General features: G+C 67.9%; 18 protein-coding genes. 9 read left to right on the top strand and 9 right to left on the bottom strand.

The features are described 5' to 3' along the window. Positions 1 to 10 precede the first annotated feature (10 nt). Positions 11 to 1528 carry an MFS transporter gene (locus DXK93_RS04460; RefSeq protein ID WP_119449455.1) on the bottom strand — a complete coding sequence of 506 codons (1518 nt, stop codon included), beginning with the start codon at positions 1526 to 1528 and terminating at the stop codon, positions 11 to 13. Positions 1529 to 1798: 270 nt separating this feature from the next. Between DXK93_RS04460 and DXK93_RS04455 the strand changes: the two genes are divergently transcribed. Next, positions 1799 to 2176, top strand: a complete 378-nt coding sequence (locus DXK93_RS04455) for a DUF4148 domain-containing protein (RefSeq protein ID WP_054451701.1) — start codon at positions 1799 to 1801, stop codon at positions 2174 to 2176. Here DXK93_RS04455 and DXK93_RS04450 read toward each other — a convergent pair. Further along, positions 2169 to 2966: a helix-turn-helix domain-containing protein gene (locus DXK93_RS04450; protein WP_054451700.1), complete on the bottom strand. Its 798-nt coding sequence runs from the start codon at positions 2964 to 2966 to the stop codon at positions 2169 to 2171. The two genes, DXK93_RS04455 and DXK93_RS04450, sit on opposite strands and share 8 nt — an antisense overlap. Positions 2967 to 3048: 82 nt before the next feature. On the opposite strand from DXK93_RS04450, the gene DXK93_RS04445 reads away from it, so the two are divergent. Beyond that, the gene (locus DXK93_RS04445; RefSeq protein WP_119449454.1) at positions 3049 to 4335 is read left to right on the top strand and encodes an MFS transporter; all 1287 of its coding nucleotides are present in this window, start codon (positions 3049 to 3051) and stop codon (positions 4333 to 4335) included. On the opposite strand, the gene DXK93_RS04440 is transcribed toward DXK93_RS04445, so the two are convergent. The 3 genes from DXK93_RS04440 to DXK93_RS04430 all read right to left on the bottom strand — a co-directional run bounded on the left by DXK93_RS04440 (position 4259) and on the right by DXK93_RS04430 (position 6265). Beyond that, a complete protein-coding gene (locus tag DXK93_RS04440; protein ID WP_119449453.1) occupies positions 4259 to 4588 on the bottom strand; it encodes a protealysin inhibitor emfourin in 330 nt (109 codons plus the stop codon). The two genes, DXK93_RS04445 and DXK93_RS04440, sit on opposite strands and share 77 nt — an antisense overlap. After that, entirely contained in the window at positions 4585 to 5649 is a 1065-nt protein-coding gene (locus DXK93_RS04435) for a M4 family metallopeptidase (RefSeq protein WP_119449452.1), read from the bottom strand. Before DXK93_RS04435 ends, DXK93_RS04440 begins: the two co-directional genes overlap by 4 nt. Before the next feature lie 148 nt (positions 5650 to 5797). After that, positions 5798 to 6265 (bottom strand): anti-virulence regulator CigR family protein, encoded by a 468-nt coding sequence (locus DXK93_RS04430; RefSeq protein ID WP_119449451.1) that lies wholly within the window; start codon positions 6263 to 6265, stop codon positions 5798 to 5800. Positions 6266 to 6555: 290 nt separating this feature from the next. Here DXK93_RS04430 and DXK93_RS04425 point away from each other — a divergent pair, with 290 nt between their 5' ends. After that, on the top strand, positions 6556 to 7437 hold the full coding sequence (locus DXK93_RS04425) for a prohibitin family protein (RefSeq protein WP_119449450.1): 882 nt from the start codon (positions 6556 to 6558) through the stop codon (positions 7435 to 7437). On the opposite strand, the gene DXK93_RS04420 is transcribed toward DXK93_RS04425, so the two are convergent. Then, positions 7430 to 9535, bottom strand: a complete 2106-nt coding sequence (locus tag DXK93_RS04420; RefSeq protein ID WP_119449449.1) for a PTS sugar transporter subunit IIC/EAL domain-containing protein — start codon at positions 9533 to 9535, stop codon at positions 7430 to 7432. The genes DXK93_RS04425 and DXK93_RS04420 overlap by 8 nt on opposite strands. Positions 9536 to 9782: 247 nt before the next feature. Here DXK93_RS04420 and DXK93_RS04415 point away from each other — a divergent pair, with 247 nt between their 5' ends. The 4 genes from DXK93_RS04415 to DXK93_RS04400 all read left to right on the top strand — a co-directional run bounded on the left by DXK93_RS04415 (position 9783) and on the right by DXK93_RS04400 (position 14208). Next, complete coding sequence (locus DXK93_RS04415) at positions 9783 to 10025, top strand: hypothetical protein (protein ID WP_054451693.1); 243 nt, start codon at positions 9783 to 9785, stop codon at positions 10023 to 10025. Between the two features lie 143 nt (positions 10026 to 10168). Continuing rightward, positions 10169 to 10687, top strand: a complete 519-nt coding sequence (locus DXK93_RS04410) for a sigma-70 family RNA polymerase sigma factor (RefSeq protein WP_054451692.1) — start codon at positions 10169 to 10171, stop codon at positions 10685 to 10687. Further along, positions 10657 to 11646, top strand: coding sequence for a FecR domain-containing protein (locus tag DXK93_RS04405; RefSeq protein ID WP_119449448.1), 990 nt, complete (start codon positions 10657 to 10659; stop codon positions 11644 to 11646). The genes DXK93_RS04410 and DXK93_RS04405 overlap by 31 nt, the downstream gene beginning before the upstream one ends. A gap of 96 nt (positions 11647 to 11742) precedes the next feature. Continuing rightward, a complete protein-coding gene (locus DXK93_RS04400) occupies positions 11743 to 14208 on the top strand; it encodes a TonB-dependent receptor (RefSeq protein WP_119449447.1) in 2466 nt (821 codons plus the stop codon). Positions 14209 to 14214: 6 nt separating this feature from the next. On the opposite strand, the gene DXK93_RS04395 is transcribed toward DXK93_RS04400, so the two are convergent. After that, the gene (locus DXK93_RS04395; RefSeq protein ID WP_119449446.1) at positions 14215 to 15111 is read right to left on the bottom strand and encodes a GntR family transcriptional regulator; all 897 of its coding nucleotides are present in this window, start codon (positions 15109 to 15111) and stop codon (positions 14215 to 14217) included. Continuing rightward, entirely contained in the window at positions 15108 to 17741 is a 2634-nt protein-coding gene (acnA, locus tag DXK93_RS04390) for an aconitate hydratase AcnA (RefSeq protein WP_119449476.1), read from the bottom strand. Before acnA ends, DXK93_RS04395 begins: the two co-directional genes overlap by 4 nt. Positions 17742 to 18005: 264 nt before the next feature. Here acnA and DXK93_RS04385 point away from each other — a divergent pair, with 264 nt between their 5' ends. Next, complete coding sequence (locus DXK93_RS04385; RefSeq protein WP_175160182.1) at positions 18006 to 18695, top strand: HAD family phosphatase; 690 nt, start codon at positions 18006 to 18008, stop codon at positions 18693 to 18695. Positions 18696 to 18717: 22 nt separating this feature from the next. Here the strand turns inward: DXK93_RS04385 and DXK93_RS04380 are convergent, their stop codons facing one another. Next, complete coding sequence (locus DXK93_RS04380; RefSeq protein ID WP_119449444.1) at positions 18718 to 19491, bottom strand: SDR family oxidoreductase; 774 nt, start codon at positions 19489 to 19491, stop codon at positions 18718 to 18720. A 152-nt stretch (positions 19492 to 19643) separates the two neighbouring features. Here DXK93_RS04380 and DXK93_RS04375 point away from each other — a divergent pair. Then, positions 19644 to 20029 (top strand): MgtC/SapB family protein (locus DXK93_RS04375; RefSeq protein WP_147400219.1); only part of this gene is annotated, 386 nt, incomplete at its 3' end.

Raw genomic sequence — 20029 nt, 5'->3', positions numbered from 1 at the left:
GGACTCGATTTCAGGCCGCGGCGCGCGGAGGGTAGATCCGGGTCGCGACGAAGGGGATGAGCAGGATGAGGAGCACGGCCACGCCGGCCATGCACAGATAGAGGTCGGCGGAGGTCAGCACGGCGGCCTGCTCCTGGATGCGGCGGGACAGCGCCGCAGCGTTTTCGCCGGCCGTGCTCAGCGGAAAGTTGCCCAGCTGGTCGGCCAGCATGCCGGAGTGGTAATTGCGGCGCGAGGTGGTCAGCGCGTCCAGCAGGCCGGTGGCGGCCACCGCGGCAAAACCCTTGATGGTGTTGAACCACGATGAGGCCCAGGGGCCGTCCTGCGGCGCCAGGCCGCCCGTGGCCAGCATCAGCAGCGGGATCACGGCCATGGGCTGGGCGAAGATCTGCACGGCTTCGAGCAGATAGAACTGCTCGCGCGACCAGACGGGCGTCAGTTGCGACCCCAGCAGGCAGGACACGGCCAGCAGCCCGAGGCCCGAGGCCAGCACCCAGCGGCAATCCACCTGGCGCAGGTTGCACAGCGCCGCGACCAGCGGCAGCGCGATCAGCTGCGGCAGGCCCATGGTGAGCAGCACCGGCGCCGTTTCCAGCGGCCGGTAGCCGCGCAATTGCGCTAGGAACGACGAGGGAATCAAGATCACGCCCAGCAGCACGATCAGCACGCCGCCCAGCGTCAGCAAGGCATGGCTGAGATTGCGGTGGCGCAGGAGCTGGATCTTGAAGAACGGCAGGGGATGCGACCATTCGTTGACCATGAACAGCACCATCAGCACGCCGCCGCCGCCCAGCAGCACGGAGATCAGCGGCGAGTTGAGCCAGTCCAGCCGGTCGCCCTGCAACAGGCCGATGACCAGCATGGACAGCGCCGGGGCGCCCAGCAGCAGGCCGCGCCAGTCGAACAGGCGCAAGCGCTCGAGCTTGAGCGGATCCTGGGGCAGTCCGCGCCAGACGGCCCATGCGGCGAGCGCCGCGGGAGCGACGATCAGCCAGAAGGCCCAGCGCCAACCCAGCACCTCGGTGCAGAAGGCCGCCAGCGGTATGCCCAGGCTGGGCGCGAAGGTGGCCGTGAGGGCGTAGCCGCCCAAGCCGTAGAGCTTGATGCCTGGCGGCAGGAAGCGCAGCGCCACCGTCATGAGCATGGGCGGCAGCGCGCCGCCCGCGAGGCCTTGCAGCGTGCGCAGGAACAGCAGCACGGGCAGGTTGGGCGCAAACGGGCAGAGCGCGCCGAACAGCGCGAAGGCGGCCAGCGCCGTGACCGTGAAGCGGCGCAATGAAAACGTGACCGAGCACCAGGGCGCGAACGCCATGGCGCATACCGACGCCGCCGCGTAGACGGCGACGAACCAGGTGCCCTGGTCGTAGCTGATGCCCAGCGCGCCGCGGATGTCGGGCAGCGCCATCTTGGTCACGTTTTCGTTGAGCCCGGCGAGGATCACTGCCAGCAGCACGCCGAGCAATCCGGTCAGGATGCGCCAGCCGAAGGCCGCAGCAGCGGGCGGGGTGGGGGGAGCGGCGGCCGTCATGATCGTGGGCCGCCCCTGCCCGGAGATGAGGAAGACAACATGGAATAGCGTCCTTGGATAACAGGAGCTATTCAGTCTAGGTAGATGCGGGGGGCGGAAAAACCATCCCTGGATCAACCCACCCTTGCGCCCGACGCAAGGGTGCGCGGGGTGCTGCGCGGGTGTGCGGCGAGGCTTGCGCGGCGGGCAACCTTCGATTGCGCCGCGCGGGATTTATCCCGGCGGGCAGGCGAACGAATATTGCAGCACTCGTTAACCGCAGAGGATTTCATGAATACATTTCGACTCTCCGTCCTGGCGCTGAGCATGGCGCTCGTCGGCGCCGCCGCGCATGCCGAAGGCAAGACCCGTGAACAGGTGCGCGCAGAACTGATGGAAGCCAAGGCCGCCGGCCTGGTGACTTATGGCGAACAGCAATACCCGGTGGATCTGCCTCATGTCAGCACCAAGACCCGCCAGCAGGTGCGCGAAGAACTCGACGCCGCGCGCGCGGCCGGCCTGGTCACGTATGGCGAACAGGATTATCCGCCCGCGCTGCCGTCGCAATCGGACAAGACCCGGGACCAGACGGTCGCGGAACTGCGCGAGGCGCGCCTGCGCGGCCAGATGAAATCGGGCGAACTGGACTATCCGCCCGCCGTCAATTGATACCGTCGGCCTTGTCCGCGAAGTAGCGGGCAGGCGTCTTGCCCAGCGTCTTGCGGAACATGGTGATGAAGGCGCTGACGGACTCGTAGCCCAGGTCTTCCGCCGTGCGCTGCACCGAGATGCCCGCGGACAGGCGCTGCAAGGCCTGGATGATGTGCATCTGCTGGCGCCAGCGGCCGAAGCTCATGCCGAGCTCCTGCTGCACCAGGCGCGCCAGCGTGCGTTCGCTCATGGCAACGCGCCTGCCCCATTGCGCCACCGTGCTGCGGTCGGCGGGATCGGCGTGCAGGGCATCGGCGATTTCACGCAGGCGCGGGTGTTCCGAAATGGGCAGGTGCAGTTGTTCGGCCGGCATGCGCGCCAACTGCTCGACCAGCACTTCAGCCAGCTTCCGGTTGGAAGGCGTGGCGGTGTCCTGCGGAGCCAGGTCGGCCAGATAAGCGACCAGTTCGCGCACCAGCGGCGAGATCGCCAACGTGCAGCACTGTCCAGGCAGGCCCGCGGCGTCTGGCGGTACGAACAGGAAACACACCCGGCCGTTCTGCGTGACGCGGTTGCTGTGCGGCACGCCGCCAGGAATCCAGACGCCGCATTGCGGCGGCACCATCCACAGGCCTTGCGGCACGGAGCAGGTCACCCCGCCCTGCAAGGACAGCACCAGCTGTCCCATTGCGTGCCGGTGCGGCGGGGATTCCTGATCGTTCTCGTCCGCGTGCACGCGCATGGCATAGGTCCATTGCGAGTCGATATCGGGGTTGAAGAACGGGGCGGGATCGTCCAGGCGGTGCATTGAATATCACCTTGACTGAATTTAGGGATAATTTGTCATTATGTCGAAATTCGGCGAAGGCGGCGATGCTTAAGCTGATGGCATGAATTCGCATCCCCTTACTTCCAAACGTCCCGCCGGCCATCCCGTGTTGCTGATCGCCGGCATTCTTTGCATGTCCATGGCGCTGCGCGCGCCCATTACCGGCGTGCCGCCGCTGACCGGGATGATCCGCGAGCAGCTGGGGCTGAGCGCCACCGCCGCGGGCATGCTGATCACCTTGCCCCTGCTGGCCTTTGCCGTGGTGTCGCTGTTCGCCGCGGGCCTGGCGCGCCGCCACGGGCTGGAGCGCAGCTTGTTTGCCGCCATGCTGCTGGTCGCGGCGGGCATCGTCGTGCGCACGCTGGGGCCGGCCTGGAGCCTGTTCCTGGGCACCGTGGTCATCGGCGCCGGCATCGCCATCGGCAACGTGCTGTTGCCTAGCCTCTTGAAGCGCGATTTCCCGCAGCAGGTCGCGGGCCTGACCTCGGCCTACGTGCTGACCATGAGCCTGGCCGCGGGGCTGGCGTCCGCCATCGCCATCCCGCTGGCCGGCCTGTCCGACGCGACCTGGCGCTTTTCCTCGGGCTGCCTGCTGGTGGTGCCCGTGCTCAGCGCCTTGCTATGGCTGCCGCAACTGGCCAACCACACCGCGCCTGCGGCATCCACGGCGCATGCGCCGCACGGCCCCCGCTTGTGGCGTTCTGCGCTGGCCTGGCAGGTGACGCTGTTCCTGGGCATCAATTCCTTCGTGTTCTATGTGGGCGTAAGCTGGCTGCCGGCCATTTTGCGCGATGCCGGCTACACGGCGGAACGCGCCGGCGCGCTGCATGGCCTGCTGCAGCTCATGTCGGCCGTCCCGGCCCTGTTCCTGCCTCCGGTGGTGCGGCGCCTGAAGGACCAGCGCGGCGCGGCGTTCTGCTCGGCCGCGGCCTCGTTTGTCGCGTTTGCCGGCCTGATCGTCGCGCCTGGCTGGGCGACGCTGTGGATCGTCCTGATGGGCCTGGGCACGGGCGGCGGCATCATCCTCGGCCTGGCATTCGTGGGCCTGCGCGCCAGCCATGCGCAGCAGGCGGCGGCGCTGTCGGGCATGGCGCAATGCGTGGGCTATCTGTTCGCGGCAAGCGGCCCTGCGCTGGCGGGCACGCTGCATGACACGCAGGGAGACTGGAGCCTGGCGCTGGCCCTGTGCGCGGTCTTGTGCCTGGCGATGGCGGCTACCGGTCTTTACGCGGGCCGCGCCATCCAGATCGGGCAATACCGGGACGCCGCGCTCAAGGCTGTCCGGCCCGGCTTTTCCACAAGCGCACCAGCGGCTCGGGCGCGTCGGTCTCCGGCACGTCGAAGCTGATGTCCGCGACGCCGTCGCCTTCGTACACGACCTCGACGTGGAAGTAGCGCTGGTCGCCGCCCGCCGGTGCGCAGCGCGGAACGGCCACCGGCGCGGCGCGTTGCAGGGCGTCGCAGACCTCCTGCCGCAGGTCCGGCGGGCAGGTGACGAGGTCGATGCTGCGAGGCTGCGCCAATGCGGGCACATAGGCCAGCCCGCCTTCGCGGGTCAGGCGCACCAGCATGGCAAGGTCCAGGGACGGCAGCTCGATCATGTCTGGACTCCCACGCCGGCCCACGCCCGGGCGACGGCGTCGCGCACGGCGGCCTCATGGCGTTCCGCCGCGACGGCCAGTGTCAGTTTCGCGAACTGCACGAAGTCGGCGTCGTGGCGCAGGCGCTTGTCGCACAGCGCGTCGTACCAGACGCGGCCCGCGCCGGCCCACGCGGGGCCTTCCAGCGCTGTGGCCGCCAGATAGAAGGCGCGGTTGGGAATGCCGGAATTGATGTGCACGCCGCCGTTGTCGTTTGGCGTGTCCACATAGTCGCGCATGTGCGCGGGCTGCGGATCCTTGCCCAGCAGGGGATCGTCGTAGGCGCTGCCGGGCTCCGCCATGGAGCGCAGCGCGCGAGCGCGGATCCTGGGCTTGAACAGCCCGGCGCCCACCAGCCAATCGGCGTCGCGCGCGTCCTGGCCCAGTGTGTGCTGCTTGACCAGCGCGCCGAAGACGTCGCACAGGGATTCGTTCAGGGCGCCGGACTGGCCCTGGTAGAGCAGGGCGGCCTCGGCGTCGATCACGCCATGCGTGAGCTCGTGGCCGATGATGTCCACCGCCACCGTGAAGCGGTTGAACACTTTGCCGTCGCCATCGCCGAACACCATCTGCGCGCCGTTCCAGAAGGCGTTGTCGTAGTCTTCGCCGTAATGCACGGTGCCCACCAGCGGCAGGCCCAGGCCGTCGATGGAGTGGCGCTTGTAGACATCCCAGAACAGCTTGTAGGTCGAGCCCAGATGTTCATAGGCTTCGTCCACTGCCACGTCGCCGCTGGCGGGGGCGCCTTCGGCGCGCACCAGCTTGCCAGGCAGCGTGGTGGTGTTGGCGGCGTCGTGCACGGCGCGCTGGGGTGTGCCGGCGGGCGCCGCCTTCTTGGGGCGGGCTGGCTTGGCGCGCGGCGGCTGCACCGCCATCTCGCGCAGGCTGCGCTGCTGCTGGTCGATGATCAGCGTCTTGACCGCGGGCATGCTGACCCGCGCGTCGGCGTGTTGCGCCAGGCGATCGAGCATGTAGGGGGGGATCACGCCGATCAGCGGCGCGGACTCGGAAGGACGTGGCATGCGCGGTCTCCGTCGTGGGCGCCGGGCCAGGGCCGCGGCGCGAGGCGATTCAACGGTAGCAGATAGATCCGCGGCAGGGACGTAACAGTGTGCGGCCTGATGCTAGGAACTATGGACGCCGCGTGGCGGCGTCCATGACGCGCGGCGCCTAGTTGAACACGCCCGTGAGGACGTCCGCGACGACGGCGGTGGCGATGGCCACGAGGATCAGGTCGCTGCCCGCGACGCGCCATTCGTAGCTCGGGTGCACGGGCAGGCGCGCCAGCATGGGGCCGGGCACCATCTTCTTGGCGATGCCCGGAGGCAGGGGCTTGCCGCGCGCCAGGTTCTTGCGTATGCCCGGCGGCAGCGAGCCATAGCCCGTCGCCCCGGCCTGCACGGCATAGCCGCGCGCGGTGGAAACGGTGATGCCCGCGGTGCTGAGTGTGACGCTGACCCCGCCGTCCTGGCTCTGCTGGCCCTTGTTCTTGCCATTGCCATTGCCGTTACCGTTGCCATTGCCTTGGCCCGCGTGATCCGGCTTGCCTTTGCCCTCGGGCGGCGCGGCCTGGGCTGGCGCGCCGAGCGCGGCGGCACAGGCAAGGATGGCAATGATCATTGAGGGTGTGCGGTGCATGGTTGCGGCTCCTGCAGTGTAGAGGTGCCTAGCGTAGCGCTGTCGTTGGACTCGCGCCACTGTCTGCTGTCGTCGCCATCGCAACAATCGCCACAATTCGTTTGATGTTCCACTCGCGATAGAATCCCCTGCTTATTTTCCGGGGGGGAACGCACGATGAGGTATTTCCTGATCTTGGTTGGGGCGGCCGTGGTCGCTTATTTGCTGGCGCGCGGCATCGCCGCCGTGCTCTCGGACCGTAAACGTTCAAAATCAGAAAGGGATTCGAAGTGAAGCCGACAGATATCCAGATGGTCAAGACGATTGGTGCCGTAAAGCCGCGTAGTTTCAAGATCGCGTTGATCACGGCGGTGTTGTTTTTGCTGATCCTGTTCCTGGCTTTCGATTCCTGGTTCCAGGTCGATCAGGGCGAGCGCGGCGTGGTGCTGCGCAACGGCAAGCTGGTGCGCGTGTCGGAGCCGGGCCTGGACTTCAAGACGCCGTTCATCGACAACGTGATGACGGTGTCGGTGCGCGACCACACGTTCGTGTTTGAAAAGCTGGAAGCCTACAGCTATGACCAACAGCCGGCCACGCTACGCGTGTCGGTGACCTATCGCGTGCCGCCCGAGCACGTGGCCGAGCTGTACTCGGAGTACGGCACCATCAGCAATCTGCAGATGCGCGTGCTGGAGCGCAAGACGCCGGATTCGGTGAAGAACGTGTTCGGCCAGTACACCGCCGTGCGCGCCATCCAGGAACGCCAGAAGCTGGGCCAGGACGTGAACACTGCCGTGCTCAAGACGATGGAAGGCGCGCCGGTGCAGGTGGTGGGCGTGCAGATCGAGGAAGTCGGCTTCTCGCAGGCCTATGAGCATTCGATCGAACAGCGCATGCTGGCGCAGGTGCAGATCGAGACGACCCGCCAGCAGAAGGAAACGGCGATGATCAACGCCGAAATCCAGGTGGTGAAGGCCAAGGCGGAAGCCGACGCGCGCCGCCAGCAGTTCACGGCCGAGGCCGACGGCATCCGCATGCGCGGCGACGCCGAAGCGGCCGCGATCCGCGCCAAGGCCGAGGCCCTGGCCGCCAACACCAATCTTGTGAGCTTGAACGCGGTGGAGAAGTGGGACGGCGTGCTGCCGACCACGCAGGTGCCGAACGCGGCCCTGCCGTTCATCGGCATCAAGTAGGCGCCGCGGGCGCAGGCTGCGCCCGCAGCGGCGGTGCAGCCTGACGCTGCCGCGCGTAGTCCATGAGGCTGTCGCCCGACAATGCCTTGCTGTAGTACCACCCCTGCACGACGATCTCGGCGGGGGATTCCAGCGCCATCAGCTGCTGGTCCGTTTCCACGCCTTCCACCACGATCTGCAGGTTCAGCGCTTCGCAAAAGCGCAGCAGGCCGTTCAGGACCAGCGCGCCGCGGGCGCTGTCTTGCGCCACGACGAAGCTGCGGTCGATCTTGACCGCGTCGATTTCGAACTGGTGCAGATAGCTCAGGGCGGAATAGCCGGTGCCGAAATCATCGATGTAGATACGGGCGCCTATTGCGTGCAGGCGGTCGAAGGCGGTGTGCAGCGCCTGCGTGTCCTCCACCAGCGCGTCCTCGGTCAGCTCGACCGAGACCTGGCCGCCAGCCTGCGCCAGCACCTTGATCAGTTTCTCCAGGTAGTCGCCGGACGTCAGCGTGCCGGCCGTGACGTTGATGGTCATCGGCAAGGCGAAGTCGCGCTTGCGCCATTGCAGGCATTGCTGCACGGCCTGCCTGGCCACCCACAGGTCCACCTCCCGCATCAGGTCGGCCTGCGCCAGCCAGCGCAGGAATTCCACCGGCGTTTGCCGCGCGCCGTCGGGGCCGGTGGCGCGCAGCAGCGCTTCGCAGCCCGTGCACAGGCCACTGCGCAATGACACCTGCGGCTGGAACTCCAGATGGAAGTCGTATTGGCTGATGGCGCGGATGCGGGTGTTTTCGGCGTTGCGGCGCGCGCGGTCGGCGTAGGTCTGCACCACGGGATCGTGCGCGTACAGCAGCGATTCTTCTTGCAACCGGGTGAAGGTCGTGTCCAGCGATTTGAAGTAGACGGTGGCGCTTTCCTGGCGCTGTCGCTCCAGCGCGACGACAAAGGGCGCGTACAAACACGCGCCCAGCGCCACCAGCACCAGCTGCAGCGCCACGCCGCCCAGGCTGCCGCCGGCCGCGATGTAGGCGTTGAACAGCACCGGTGAGGTCAGCGGCAGGGTCGTCGTCGCGGAAGGCAGCCAGCCCAGCTGCACGACGGCCAAAGCGAGGATGGCGTTGGTCACCGGCGCCAGGATGAACGGCGCCAGCAGGCGCGGATTCAGGATCAGGGGCAGCCCGAACAGCAGGATTTCATTCACGTTCAGCAGCGCCACTGGCAGGCTGGCCAGCGCCAGCAGGCGCAGCGATTCGCCGCGCGCAAACACCAGCATGGCCACCGCCAGCGACAGCGTCGCGCCCGATCCGCCGATGAAGACGAAAGCGCCCAGAAGGGTGCTGTTCAAGGCATACATGCCTTCGTAGCCGGCGGACTGGGTGGCGGCATTCAGCATGACCGCCTGGTCCATGACGCTCATCAGGGGAGCCAGCGCGTGGTAGCCGTGTATGCCGAAGAACCACAGCAGGGAATTCAGGCCGGCGACCAGCGCGCCCGAGGTGAAGGGGCTGTCCAGCGAGGCCAGGCTCAAGGGGATGTTGAATTGCGCCACGGGGGGAATCTGCAGCGCGGCGGACAACGCCAGCACGACCAGGGTGGCCGTCAGCAGGCCCGGCACGACCATGTTCAGCGTGTCGCGGACGTTTTCGCTGATAACGCCGTCGGGCGCCAGCTGGGTCCAGCGGCGGCGGTGCAGCCACGCCATCAATGGCACGGTCAACAAGGGCGAAACGATGGCGATGAACAGAACCAGGGTGGCGGCGGCCTGGGGGTAGGGCGCCATCAGGCCGTCGGCGATCATCACGTAGGACAGGCACAGGAACGCGGTGGGCAGATGCGGCACCCGATGGCGGAACGACAGCATGTAGCCGATGGATGTGCCGGCCAGGATAGGCATGAGGTTCGTCAGCTTGTCGTGGACGGCGGTCAGCAGTTCCACGACGGCGGCTGGCAGGCCCAGTTGCCGGGCGACGACGGACAGCACCAGGAACAGCGCCGTGACCAGCAGGCACGGCAGGGTCCAGAGCAGGCCCTCGCGTATGGCGCGCAGCGCGCTCGCGCCCGCCAGCGCAGCCAGCCGATCTTTTGGATAACGCATCAGGGCCAGTTTCGGCATGGCGGTTCGCCCAATAGTCCGTGCAAGCGAAGACCCCCCGCTCCCGTGTTTGTAAGAATATTTTGCTACATCCTAGCCCCGCTTTTCCAGGTTTAGCAATCGACGCCTAACAGAATGTCAGGGATTCCCCTCTATCAAGAATTGCAAAGCGGGCGCAAGGTGGCAGCACAGGCACACGGGGACGCTATACGATCAAGCGTCGTTCGCCCGGTGGCGGGACTACAAGCTTCAGAAAGAGGAGACGTGGATGTCTCAGTTGGATTGGACGTCCGGCGATACCAAGCCGGACCGGCAGGGGTACTACGAAACGCGATACGACACAGGATGCACGGCCATCACGCTGTACAGCGTGCTGGGTTGGATGCCGGTGAAAACGCCCGGCAACATGGTGAGCTGGCGCCCTTTGCCGCCAGCCGTCGAAAGACAGGAAGCCGAGCGCCACATCCAGGAACTGCGAGAGGCGCAAAGCCACGTTCCCATGGATTACTGACGGGATAGGCAGGCCTGTCCGCTACCAGGCATTACCCGTGCGGCGCCTGGCATGCCGCTGTAGCCGCGGGCGCGTCCATGGCGGGTGGGGGGATACGCTAGAATATAAATAGTTCCTATTTAGATTCTATAGCCAGGTGCGCCTTGCCTACGTCCGACTCGCCGCCCGCCGATCCCGTCGCGCAACTCTATCGTGACCACCACGGCTGGCTGTCGGTCTGGTTGCGCAGGAAGCTGGGCAATTCTTTCGACGCGGCGGATCTGGCCCACGATACCTTCGTGCGGCTGATGGCCGGGCGGCGCAGGACGGACGTGGGCGCCGAGCCGCGCGCGTTGCTGACCCACATTGCGAAGGGCTTGGTGGTGGACCACTGGCGCCGGCGGGCGCTGGAAGAGGCCTATCTGGCCGCGCTGGCGCAATTGCCCGAGCAGCAGGCGCCTTCGCCCGAAGCGCGCGCCCTGATTTTGGAAACCTTGCGCGCCATCGATACGGCGTTGCGGACGCTGTCCGCCAAAACGCGCGAGATCTTCCTGATGTCGCAGTTCGACGGCATGGGCTACGACGCGATCGCGCAAAGCCTGGGCGTGTCGCTGTCCACGGTCAAGCGCCATGTGCAGGCGGCGCTGGCCGCATGCCTGATCGCAAGCCAGGCCGACGCGTGATCGATCCCGCCATCCTGAAGGAAGCGGCCGGCTGGCTGGTGCGCTTCCAATCCGAGACCTTGTCGCCGGCGGACTGCGAGTCCTTCGACCGCTGGCGCGGCCGTAGCGCCGCGCACGCCGCGGCCTGGCAGCGTGCCGAAGAAATGCTGCGCGGATTCGGCCAGGTGCCGCCGCGTGTCGCCGCCGATACCTTGCGGCGGCTGGATCGCCCGCGACGCCGGCAGGCGCTGCGGGCGCTGGCTGGCCTGCTGGTGCTGGGACCGGCGGCCTGGCTGGCCGGACGCGAGCTGCCCTGGCGCGAATGGAGCGCGGATGCGCGCACTGCGACGGGCGAACAGCGCCGCATGAACCTGACCGACGGCACGCAGCTGGTGCTCAACACGGCCAGCGCGGTCGATATCGAATACACCGCCAGGCAGCGCACGTTGTGGCTACGGGCGGGCGAAATCCTGTTGACCACGGGCCGCGACTCGCCACAGCTGCAGCGGCCCTTTGTCGTCCAGACCGCGCAAGGCGCGATACGCGCGCTGGGCACGCGCTTCCTGGTGCGCGACGAAGGCGACGCCGTGCGCGTGGCGGTGTTCGAGGGCGCAGTGGAGATCCGGCCCAAGTCGGCGGGGGCCGGCGCCACGGTGCTGCCGGCCGGGCAGCAGACCGTCTTCAATGGGCGCGAGGTGCGGCCCCAGGCGGCGGTGGACGCCACGGCCGCCTCATGGGAGCAGGGCATGCTCGCCGTGCGCGACTGGCGCCTGGCGGACCTGGTGGATGAGCTGGGCCGGTATCGCCGCGGCGTGTTGCGCTGTGATCCGGCGGTGGCAGGGCTGCGGGTATCGGGGGCATTTCCCTTGAACGACACCGATGCCAGCTTGCGGTTGCTGGAAAAGACCCTGCCCGTGAGAGTGAGCCGGATCACGCCGTACTGGACCACGGTTGCCGCCCGCGTCGGCGTTACAAATTAATCGCAGTCGGGCTGAACCTTTTTCCCGCTTCGTCCGGTGTACCGGGTGAACCGCCGCGTATCGCGCGCCACCCAGACCCTTACGAAGGATAGCTTCATGGTTTCCCGAATCTCCCGTCCGCCATGCCCGGCCCGTGGAACAGCTGTCCTGCCGCCGCTGGCGGCGCTGCTGCGGGCCGCCGGCATGGGCTTGGCCCTGCTGGCTGGGGCGGGGACCACGCCGCCAACGCTGGCCGCCGACGCCGTCAGCGCGGCGGCGCGCAAGTCCTACGCGATCCCGGCAGGCCCGCTGGGCGATGCGCTGGCCCGGTTCGCCGCCGTCGCGGGCGTGCCGCTGTCGTTCGATCCGGCCATGGTGGCGGGACTGCACAGCAACGGACTGGACGGCGACTACACCGTGAAGGAAGGCTTTTCCCGTTTGCTGTCGGGGTCGGGCTATGGCTTGTCGGAGCAGGGCGGCGGCGCCTATTCGCTGCGCAAGCTGCCGTCGGGGTCCGACGAGTCGGCCACCGTGCTGCCCGCGGTCACCGTCGCCGGTGCCGCTGCGGCTCCCTTCGCGCTGCCGGCGGAGTACGAGGGCGGCCAGGTGGCCAGGGGCGGACGCCTGGGCCTGCTGGGCAACCGCGACGTGATGGATACGCCGTTCAACGTCACCAACTACACCTCGGACCTGTTGGCGAACCGTCAGGCGGTCACGCTGGCCGACGCGCTGAACGTTGAACCCTCGGTGCGTTTCACCGGACAGATCGGCGGCGTGACCGACTCGTTCTACATCCGGGGCTTTCCCATCGGCGAAGGCAACCTGGGCGAAATCGCCTTTGACGGGGTTTATGGCGTGGCGCCCAACTATCACGTCTTCACCGACTACATCGAGCGGGTCGAAGTGCTGAAAGGGCCGGCCGCGCTGCTGTACGGCATGTCGCCCAACAGCGGCGTGGGCGGCGTGATCAACATGGTGCCCAAGCGGGCGCTGCCGCAGGACCTGAGCCGCGTGTCCGCCGACTATGTGGGCGACTCGCAATTGGGCGCGCGCGCGGACCTGAGCCGTCGCTTCGGCAAGGACGGGGAATGGGGCGTGCGCGTCAACGGCATGCACCGCCAGGGCGATACGCCGCTGGACAATCTGTATTCGCGCACCGACATCGGCGCCCTGTCGCTGGACTACCAGGGCGAGCGGCTGCGCGCTTCGCTGGACCTGCTGACGCAGAATGAAAAGATCGACGCGCCCACGCGGCCGTTCCTGTTGGCCGCCGGCATCGACGTGCCGCATGCGGCAGATGGACGGCGCAACGCCACCCAGCCCTGGGGCTGGTGGAAGTCAGACGGGCAATCGGCCCTGCTGCGGGTCGAGTACGACATCAGCGACCGCTTGACGGTATTCGCCGACGCGGGCGGCTCGGACACGAACGTGGCGCGCCTGTCGGACCAGACGCCCACCATCGTCAACGCGGCGGGCGACACGGTGGTCACGCCGAACAACTTCAGGTTCGAAGTCAACCGCAGCACCTACAACGCAGGCCTGCGCGCCAAGCTGGACACAGGCCCGGTGCGCCATGCCATCAGCCTCATGGGCAGCCTGTACAGCGACCGGAATTCGCAGGCCAGCGTGACGGGTACGCCGCTCACGTCGAACATCTACCATCCGATCACGCGGCCGCAGCAAGATATCCCGGCGCCGGCCAACGTGCCCAAGATTTCCTCGTCCGATCTTTCCGGCCTGGCGCTGGCCGATACGCTCAGCATCCTGGACGAGCGCGCGCAGCTTACGCTGGGCGTGCGCCAGCAGCGCGTCCAATCCCGCAATTTCAATGCCACGACCGGCGCGCGCACCGTCAGCTATGACGAAAGCGCGACCACGCCGCTGGCGGGCATCGTCATCAAGCCCTGGAGCAATGTCTCGCTGTATGCCAACTACATCGAAGGCCTGAGCAAGGGCGACGTGGCGCCGGCCACCGCCTCCAACGCCGGCCAGGTGTTCAAGCCCTACAAGGCCCGGCAGAAGGAAGTGGGCGTGAAGGTGGACCTGGACAGCGCCATGCTGACCCTGAGCGCGTTCGAGATCACCAAGCCCAGCGGCCAGTTGACCAACGGCGTGTACGGCGCGGACAGCGAGCAGCGCAATCGGGGCCTGGAACTGAACCTGGCCGGCGAACCGTGGCGCGGCCTGCGCCTGCTGGGCGGCGTGACCTGGCTGGACGCGGAGCTGACGCGCGCCGGCAATAGTGCTTTGGTCGGCAACCGGCCGGTGGGCGTGCCCAAGGTGTCGGTGAACCTGGGCGCGGAATGGGATACGCCTTGGGTCGCGGGCCTGACCCTGACCGGCAGCGTGATGCACACCGGCAGCGAATACATCAATCAGGCCAATACCCAGTCGGTGCCATCGTGGACCACCTTCGATCTGGGCGCACGCTATGCCACCAAGGTCTATGGCAAGGACCTCACGCTGCGGGCCAACGTGGTGAACGTGTTCAACAAGGCTTACTGGTCGGGCGTGGCCTCGTATGGCACGATCTCCCAAGGGGTGCCGCGCACGTTGATGCTATCCGCGTCGATGGACTTCTGACCGGCGCTAGGACGCCAGCAGCCCGCTGATGCGGGCCAGGTTGTCCAGCGTGCTGCGCAGGTGCTCCGCCAGCTGCGCCGCGGCCTCTTCGTTGCGTTCGTGTTCCAGCAGGTCCAGGATGGCCAGGTGCTGTTCGCAATGCTGCTTGTAGCGGCTGCGGTCTTGCATGGATCGGTACGAAAGCAGCCGGCGCACGCGGTTCACCCGCTTGATCGCGTCGATGAAGAAGGGATTGCCCGAGGCCTCCACCAGAGATTCATGGAAGCGTACGCCGCGCTCGTGCAGCTGGTCGGCGGTGTCGGTGGCGATGCCGCCGTCCAGCAGGTGCTTTTCGGCCGCGCGGCAACGCGCCAGCACCTGTTTGTCGATGTGAAATCCCGGTTCGAGCAGCGCGGCCGGTTCCAGCGCCAGCCGCAGGCGGTAGGACTGCAGCAGGCTGTCAGGGGTGGTCATCATGGATGAAAATTCCCAGCCATAGCCGGGCCGCCGCTCTGCCCAGCCTTCCTGCGCGATGCGGCCCAGCAGGGCTTGGGTCTGCGCCGCCGTCAGGCCATAGCGGGCGCGCAGCAGCGCTTCGCTGCATTGCATGGGCAGTTCGCCGCGCAGCAGTTCGTCGGCCAGCTTGAAGTAGCTGTGCGTGACGATGTCGTCGACGGAGGGCGGCGCCAGGTCCCCGTGCAAGTCCGCCAGCGCGGCGTGATCCCGTTCCAGGAAGTAGCCGCGGTTGGGCTTGCGCGAGACGACGCCGCGTTGCTCCAGGATGCCCAGCGCGTCGTTGACCGGCGAGCGCGACAGGCGCAGCCGGTCGGCGATCTTCTGCGCGGTCAGGTGCGCGCCCGCGGGCAGGCGGTCTGCCTGGATCAGCGCCAGGATTTTCGCGGCGGTATTGGATTGGGCGCTCATGCGTTGCGGACGGCGGAATGGATGGTGTCCGAGAGGATAGCGGGAATGACGCCGCCCATGCGCAGCAGCCTGACTTCCAGCCGGGTCTCGACCGCCGCCGTCGCCTGTAGCGTCTCGGCGGTGCCGCCGGCGCGCAAGAGGCGCACGGCCACGGGCATGCGCGGCGTCAGCGCGGCGGCCGGGGCATCGATCTCGATCCGGTCGCCGGGCCGGATGCGCAGCGTTGCTGGCGTGACGCCGGCGGGCAGGCGCAAGGGCAGGATGCCCATGCCGATCAGGTTGGAGCGGTGGATGCGTTCGAAGCTGACCGCCAGCACGCAGCGGATGCCCAGCAGGCGCTGTCCTTTGGCGGCCCAGTCGCGCGAGGAACCCGTGCCATAGCGTTCGCCTGCCACCAGGACCACGGGCTGGCCGGCCCGGGCGTAGCGGCCGGCGGCCTCCCAGATCGGCTCCACCCGGCCGCTGGGCGCATGCAGGGTGTGGCCAACCGGCGCTTCGGGTATGAGCAGATTGACGAGGCTCTTGCTGTAGAACGCGGCGCGCAGCATGACCTGCCAGTTGCCGCGGCGCGATGCGAAGACGTTCAGGTCGTTGCGGTCGTCGCCGCGTTCGACCAGGAAGTCGGCGATCAGGCTGTCCGGCGGAATGGCGCTGGCGGGCGACAGGTGATCGGTGGTCACGTCGTCGCCCAGCACCAGCAGGGGATGCGCGGTGTAGCGGCCCAACTGGCCGGCCGCTTCGGTGCTGGCGAACGGCGGGCGGCGCAGCGCGGTGGAGGCGGGGTCCCAGGGAAAGCGCGCCGAGTCCGGCGATTGCAGCGCATGCCATGCCGGGTTGGCGCTGGCGATCCGGAAGGCCTGGCGGTAATCGGCGGGCTGCTGGCCGGCGGCCAGCGCGGCGTCTATCTCCGCGTCGTCAGGCCAGAGCTCGCGCAGATGGATGGCGCGGCCGTCGGGGGCGGTCTGCACGGGTTCGCAGCTCAGGTCGCGTTCGGCGTCGCCCGCCAACGCGTAGGCGATGACCAGCGCCGGCGACATGAGAAAGCCCAGGTCCAGGTCCGGATGGATGCGGCCAGCGAAATTGCGGTTGCCGGACAGCACCGCCACGGGATGGACCGCGCCCGCCGCCATGGCCGCGCGGACGGGCTCGGGGAGGGGGCCGGAATTGCCGATGCAGGTGGTGCAGCCGTAGCCCACGATGTCGAAGCCCACGGCGGCCAGATCTTCCAGCAGCCCGGCGCGCGCGAGATACGCCGCCGCCGCGGGCGAGCCGGGAGCCAATGAGGTTTTCACCCAGGCGGGCACGCGCAGGCCGGCCTGGCGCGCCTTGCGGGCCAGCAGGCCAGCTGCGGACAGCTGCCGTGGATCCGAGGTATTGGTGCAGCTGGTGATGGCTGCGATCGCCACGGCGTAGCGGGGCAGGCCGCGCGCAGGGACTGCCGGCGCGTCCGCCAAGCCGGCCAGGATGGCCTTGGTGTGTCCGTAGGGATGCAGGTCCTGCGGCCGACGCGGACCGGCCACATGCATCTGCACGCGGTCCAGCGCGATGTCGACGACGCGGGTGTAGCGCGGCTCGGCAGCGGGGTCATAGGCGATGCCGGCGCGCTCGGCGTAGGCCTGTACCTGCGCGATCAGCGTCTCGGGCCGGCCCGTCTGGCGCAGATAGGCCAGCGTCTGCCTGTCGATGGGAAAGTAGCCCGTGGTGGCGCCGTACTCGGGCGCCATGTTGGCCACCACGCAGCGGCTGCCGGCCGGCAGCGTGGCCACGCCGGGTCCGAAGAACTCCACGAATTCGCCGGACACCTGGATCTCGCGCAGGCGCTGCGTCACGGTCAGCGCCAGGTCGGTCGCGCTGACTCCCGCGCTCAGCGCGCCGGTCAGCCGCACGCCGATCACGTCCGGAATGCGCAGCAGCGTGGGCATGCCGAACATCACCGTCTGCGCCTCCAGGCCGCCCACGCCCCAGCCCAGCACGCCGATGCCGTTGACCATGGGCGTGTGGCTGTCGGTACCTATCATCATGTCCGGATGCAGCGCGATGCCGTCGGCCTCTTCCTGCCCGCAAACCACGGTCGCCAGCTGTTCCAGGTTGATGGTGTGCATGATGCCGGTGCCTGGCGGATGGATGCGCACATTGGACAGGGCCTTGGATGCCCAGCGCAGGAAGCGGTAGCGCTCGGCGTTGCGGCGCAGCTCCAGGTCCAGATTCAATTCCGCGGCGTCGGCGCGCGCATAGGACTGCACCGCCAGCGAATGGTCTACCGACACGTCCACGGGCAGCACGGGATTCAGCGCGGAAGGATCCACGCCGGCCTCGGCCAGCGCATCGCGCATCGCGGCGATGTCGACCAGGGCCGGGGTGCTGGTGGTGTCGTGCATCAGCACGCGTCCGGGCTGGAAGGCGATCTCGGCTTCGCTGGTGCCGTGCTCCAGCCAGCCGAACAGCGCCGCGGCGGCCGCGTCGCGCTCCGCGTCGTGCATGTTGCGCAGCGCGTTTTCCAGCAGCAGCCGCAGCACTACAGGCAGGCGGAAGTACTGGGCGCCGTACATGCCGGGCAGGTCCAGGCAGGTATGGCGGGCGTCATTGAGGGTGAAGACGGCGTGAAGGGGCGTGGCGGCAGGGATATGCATGACCGCCATTTTGCATATTGAATTGTCAAAATGCAATTATAGAAAACTGGGACGGATGCCTCGAGGTCCGCGCCGAAGTCGCCTGGAGCCCGTCCGTCGCGGGCTCAGCGCATGACGGCGTCCAGTGCGCTCGGCGCCGGCGGGATCATGGCCCGCCGTTGCGGATCAGGTCTGTCGGAATTTGATGCCAGGTGAGCCTCCTGCGTCGCGCAGGAGGCCTGCAGTATGCTTACCGGCTTCATGGACATTCCCGACGTTGCTGCAATGACTGATTTTCCCTTCGATGCCGTGCTGTTCGACTGCGACGGCGTCCTGGTCGATTCCGAACCCATCACCAGCCGCGTGCTGACCGACATGCTCAATGAGTTGGGCTGGGGCATCACGCATGCGGAAACCATGCAGATCTTCACGGGCAAGGCCGTCAGGGACGAACTGCCGCTGATCGAATCGCGCACGGGCGCCACGATCACGCCGGACTGGTTCGATCAGTTCCGCCAGCGCCGCAATGCCGCGCTGGACCGCGACCTGGTCGAGATCCCCGGCGCGCCGGACGCGGTGCGGGCCTTGCACGTGGCCTTGGACGGCCGCATCGCCGTGGCCTCGGGCGCGGACCGCCGCAAGGTGGAGCTGCAGCTGGCCAAGGTCGGCATTGCCGACTGCTTTCGCGAGCGGGTCTTCAGCGGCCACGAAATGCCGCGCAGCAAGCCCTATCCGGACGTTTACCTGGCCGCTGCGCAGGCGCTGGGCGTGGACCCTCGGCGTTGCGCCATCGTGGAAGACACGGTGACCGGCGCCACGGCTGGGGTGGCCGCCGGCGCTACTGTGTTCGGCTACAGCCCCGATGCCAACGGGCATAGCGGCGCCGAAGCCTTGCGCGGCGTGGGCGTGGCCCACGTGTTCACCGACATGGCCGCCTTGCCCGGTCTGCTGGCGGGCTGGCGCCAGGCCGCCTAGGGCCAGGCATGCGGGACGGGCTTCAACGCGCGTACTGCTCGCCGCCGTCCAGGTCTATCACCGTGCCGCTCAGGTAGCCCGCGCGCGGCGAGGCGCCGAAGACGATCATGTCGGCCACTTCACCAGGTTCCATCAGGCGTCCGAAAGGCAGGTCCGACAGCGTCTCCTGCCAGCGGTTTTCGTCGCCCCAGCGCGCCTGGGCGCGCTGTTTGGCCAGCGTCAGCACGCGGTCGGTGCGGGTGCGCGAAGGATTCACGCCGAAGACGCGCACGCCGTGGCGCGGCGCATCCCCGCCCAGGGCGCGAGTGAAGGCGATGAGCGAGGCATTGCCCGCCGCGCCGCAGATGTAGTCGGCGCGCGGCGCGGAGCCCGCCATGCCGATGATGTTGGCGATGACGCCCGCGCCGGCGTCGCGCATGCGCGGGTAGTAGTGGCGGGCGAGGTCGATGTAGCCGTGGACTTTCAGTTCCCAGCCCGCGCGCCAGCGCTCGTCCTGCACCTGGTCCAGCGCGCCGCCCGGCACCGCGCCTGCGTTGTTCACCAGGATGTCGATATCGCCCGCTTCCTGGCTCAGGCGTTGCGCCGCGCCGGATTGGGCCAGGTCCAGCGTGACGGCCCGCGCCTGCTTCCCGGTCGCATCGCGTATGGCCTCGGCCGCCGTGCGCAGCGCCGCGTCGTCGCGCGCCACCAGTATCGGTTCGGCGCCTTCGCGGGCGAAGGCCAGCGCGCAGGCTAGGCCTATGCCCTTGGATGCGCCCGTGATGAGCACGCGTTTACCGTCTAGCTGCAAATCCATGTAACCCTCCGGTCGTTTCCGTCCGCGATGCCGCGCGACGCCAGGTCGGTTGTAAACCAGTTGTGCCCACATGTGCCAGTGCGTGCGCAGCATGGCAGCCGTCGCGCGGCGCCTGCTATGCTGGTCCGACCATTTCCCATGAGGGGACGGCGATGACGGAAATCTGGCTGGAAATCTGGTCCACCGTGCGCAGCGAATTCGCCGACATCCCCGATGTGGGCGAGGCGACCCGCATCGTGCTGCGCCTGGGCATGGCCATGCTGCTGGGCGGCCTGTTGGGTTATGAGCGGGAGCGCAGCGGCAAGGACGCCGGCTTGCGCACCCACATGCTGGTGGCGCTGGGGGCGGCGATCTTCGTGCTGGTGCCGCTGCAAGGCGGCATGGAAGTCGGCGACCTGAGCCGCGTGCTGCAGGGCGTGATCGCCGGCATCGGCTTCCTGGGCGCGGGCGCCATCATCAAGCTGAGCGACGAGCGCGAGATCCGCGGGCTGACCACGTCGGCAGGCATCTGGATGACGGCTGTCTCTTATACACATCT

It is taken from the genome of Achromobacter sp. K91, assembly GCF_003576205.1.
Lineage (GTDB): Bacteria > Pseudomonadota > Gammaproteobacteria > Burkholderiales > Burkholderiaceae_B > Achromobacter > Achromobacter aegrifaciens.
Note: the sequence above shows the minus strand (reverse complement) of the source record. Positions and strands in the feature narration are given on the sequence as shown.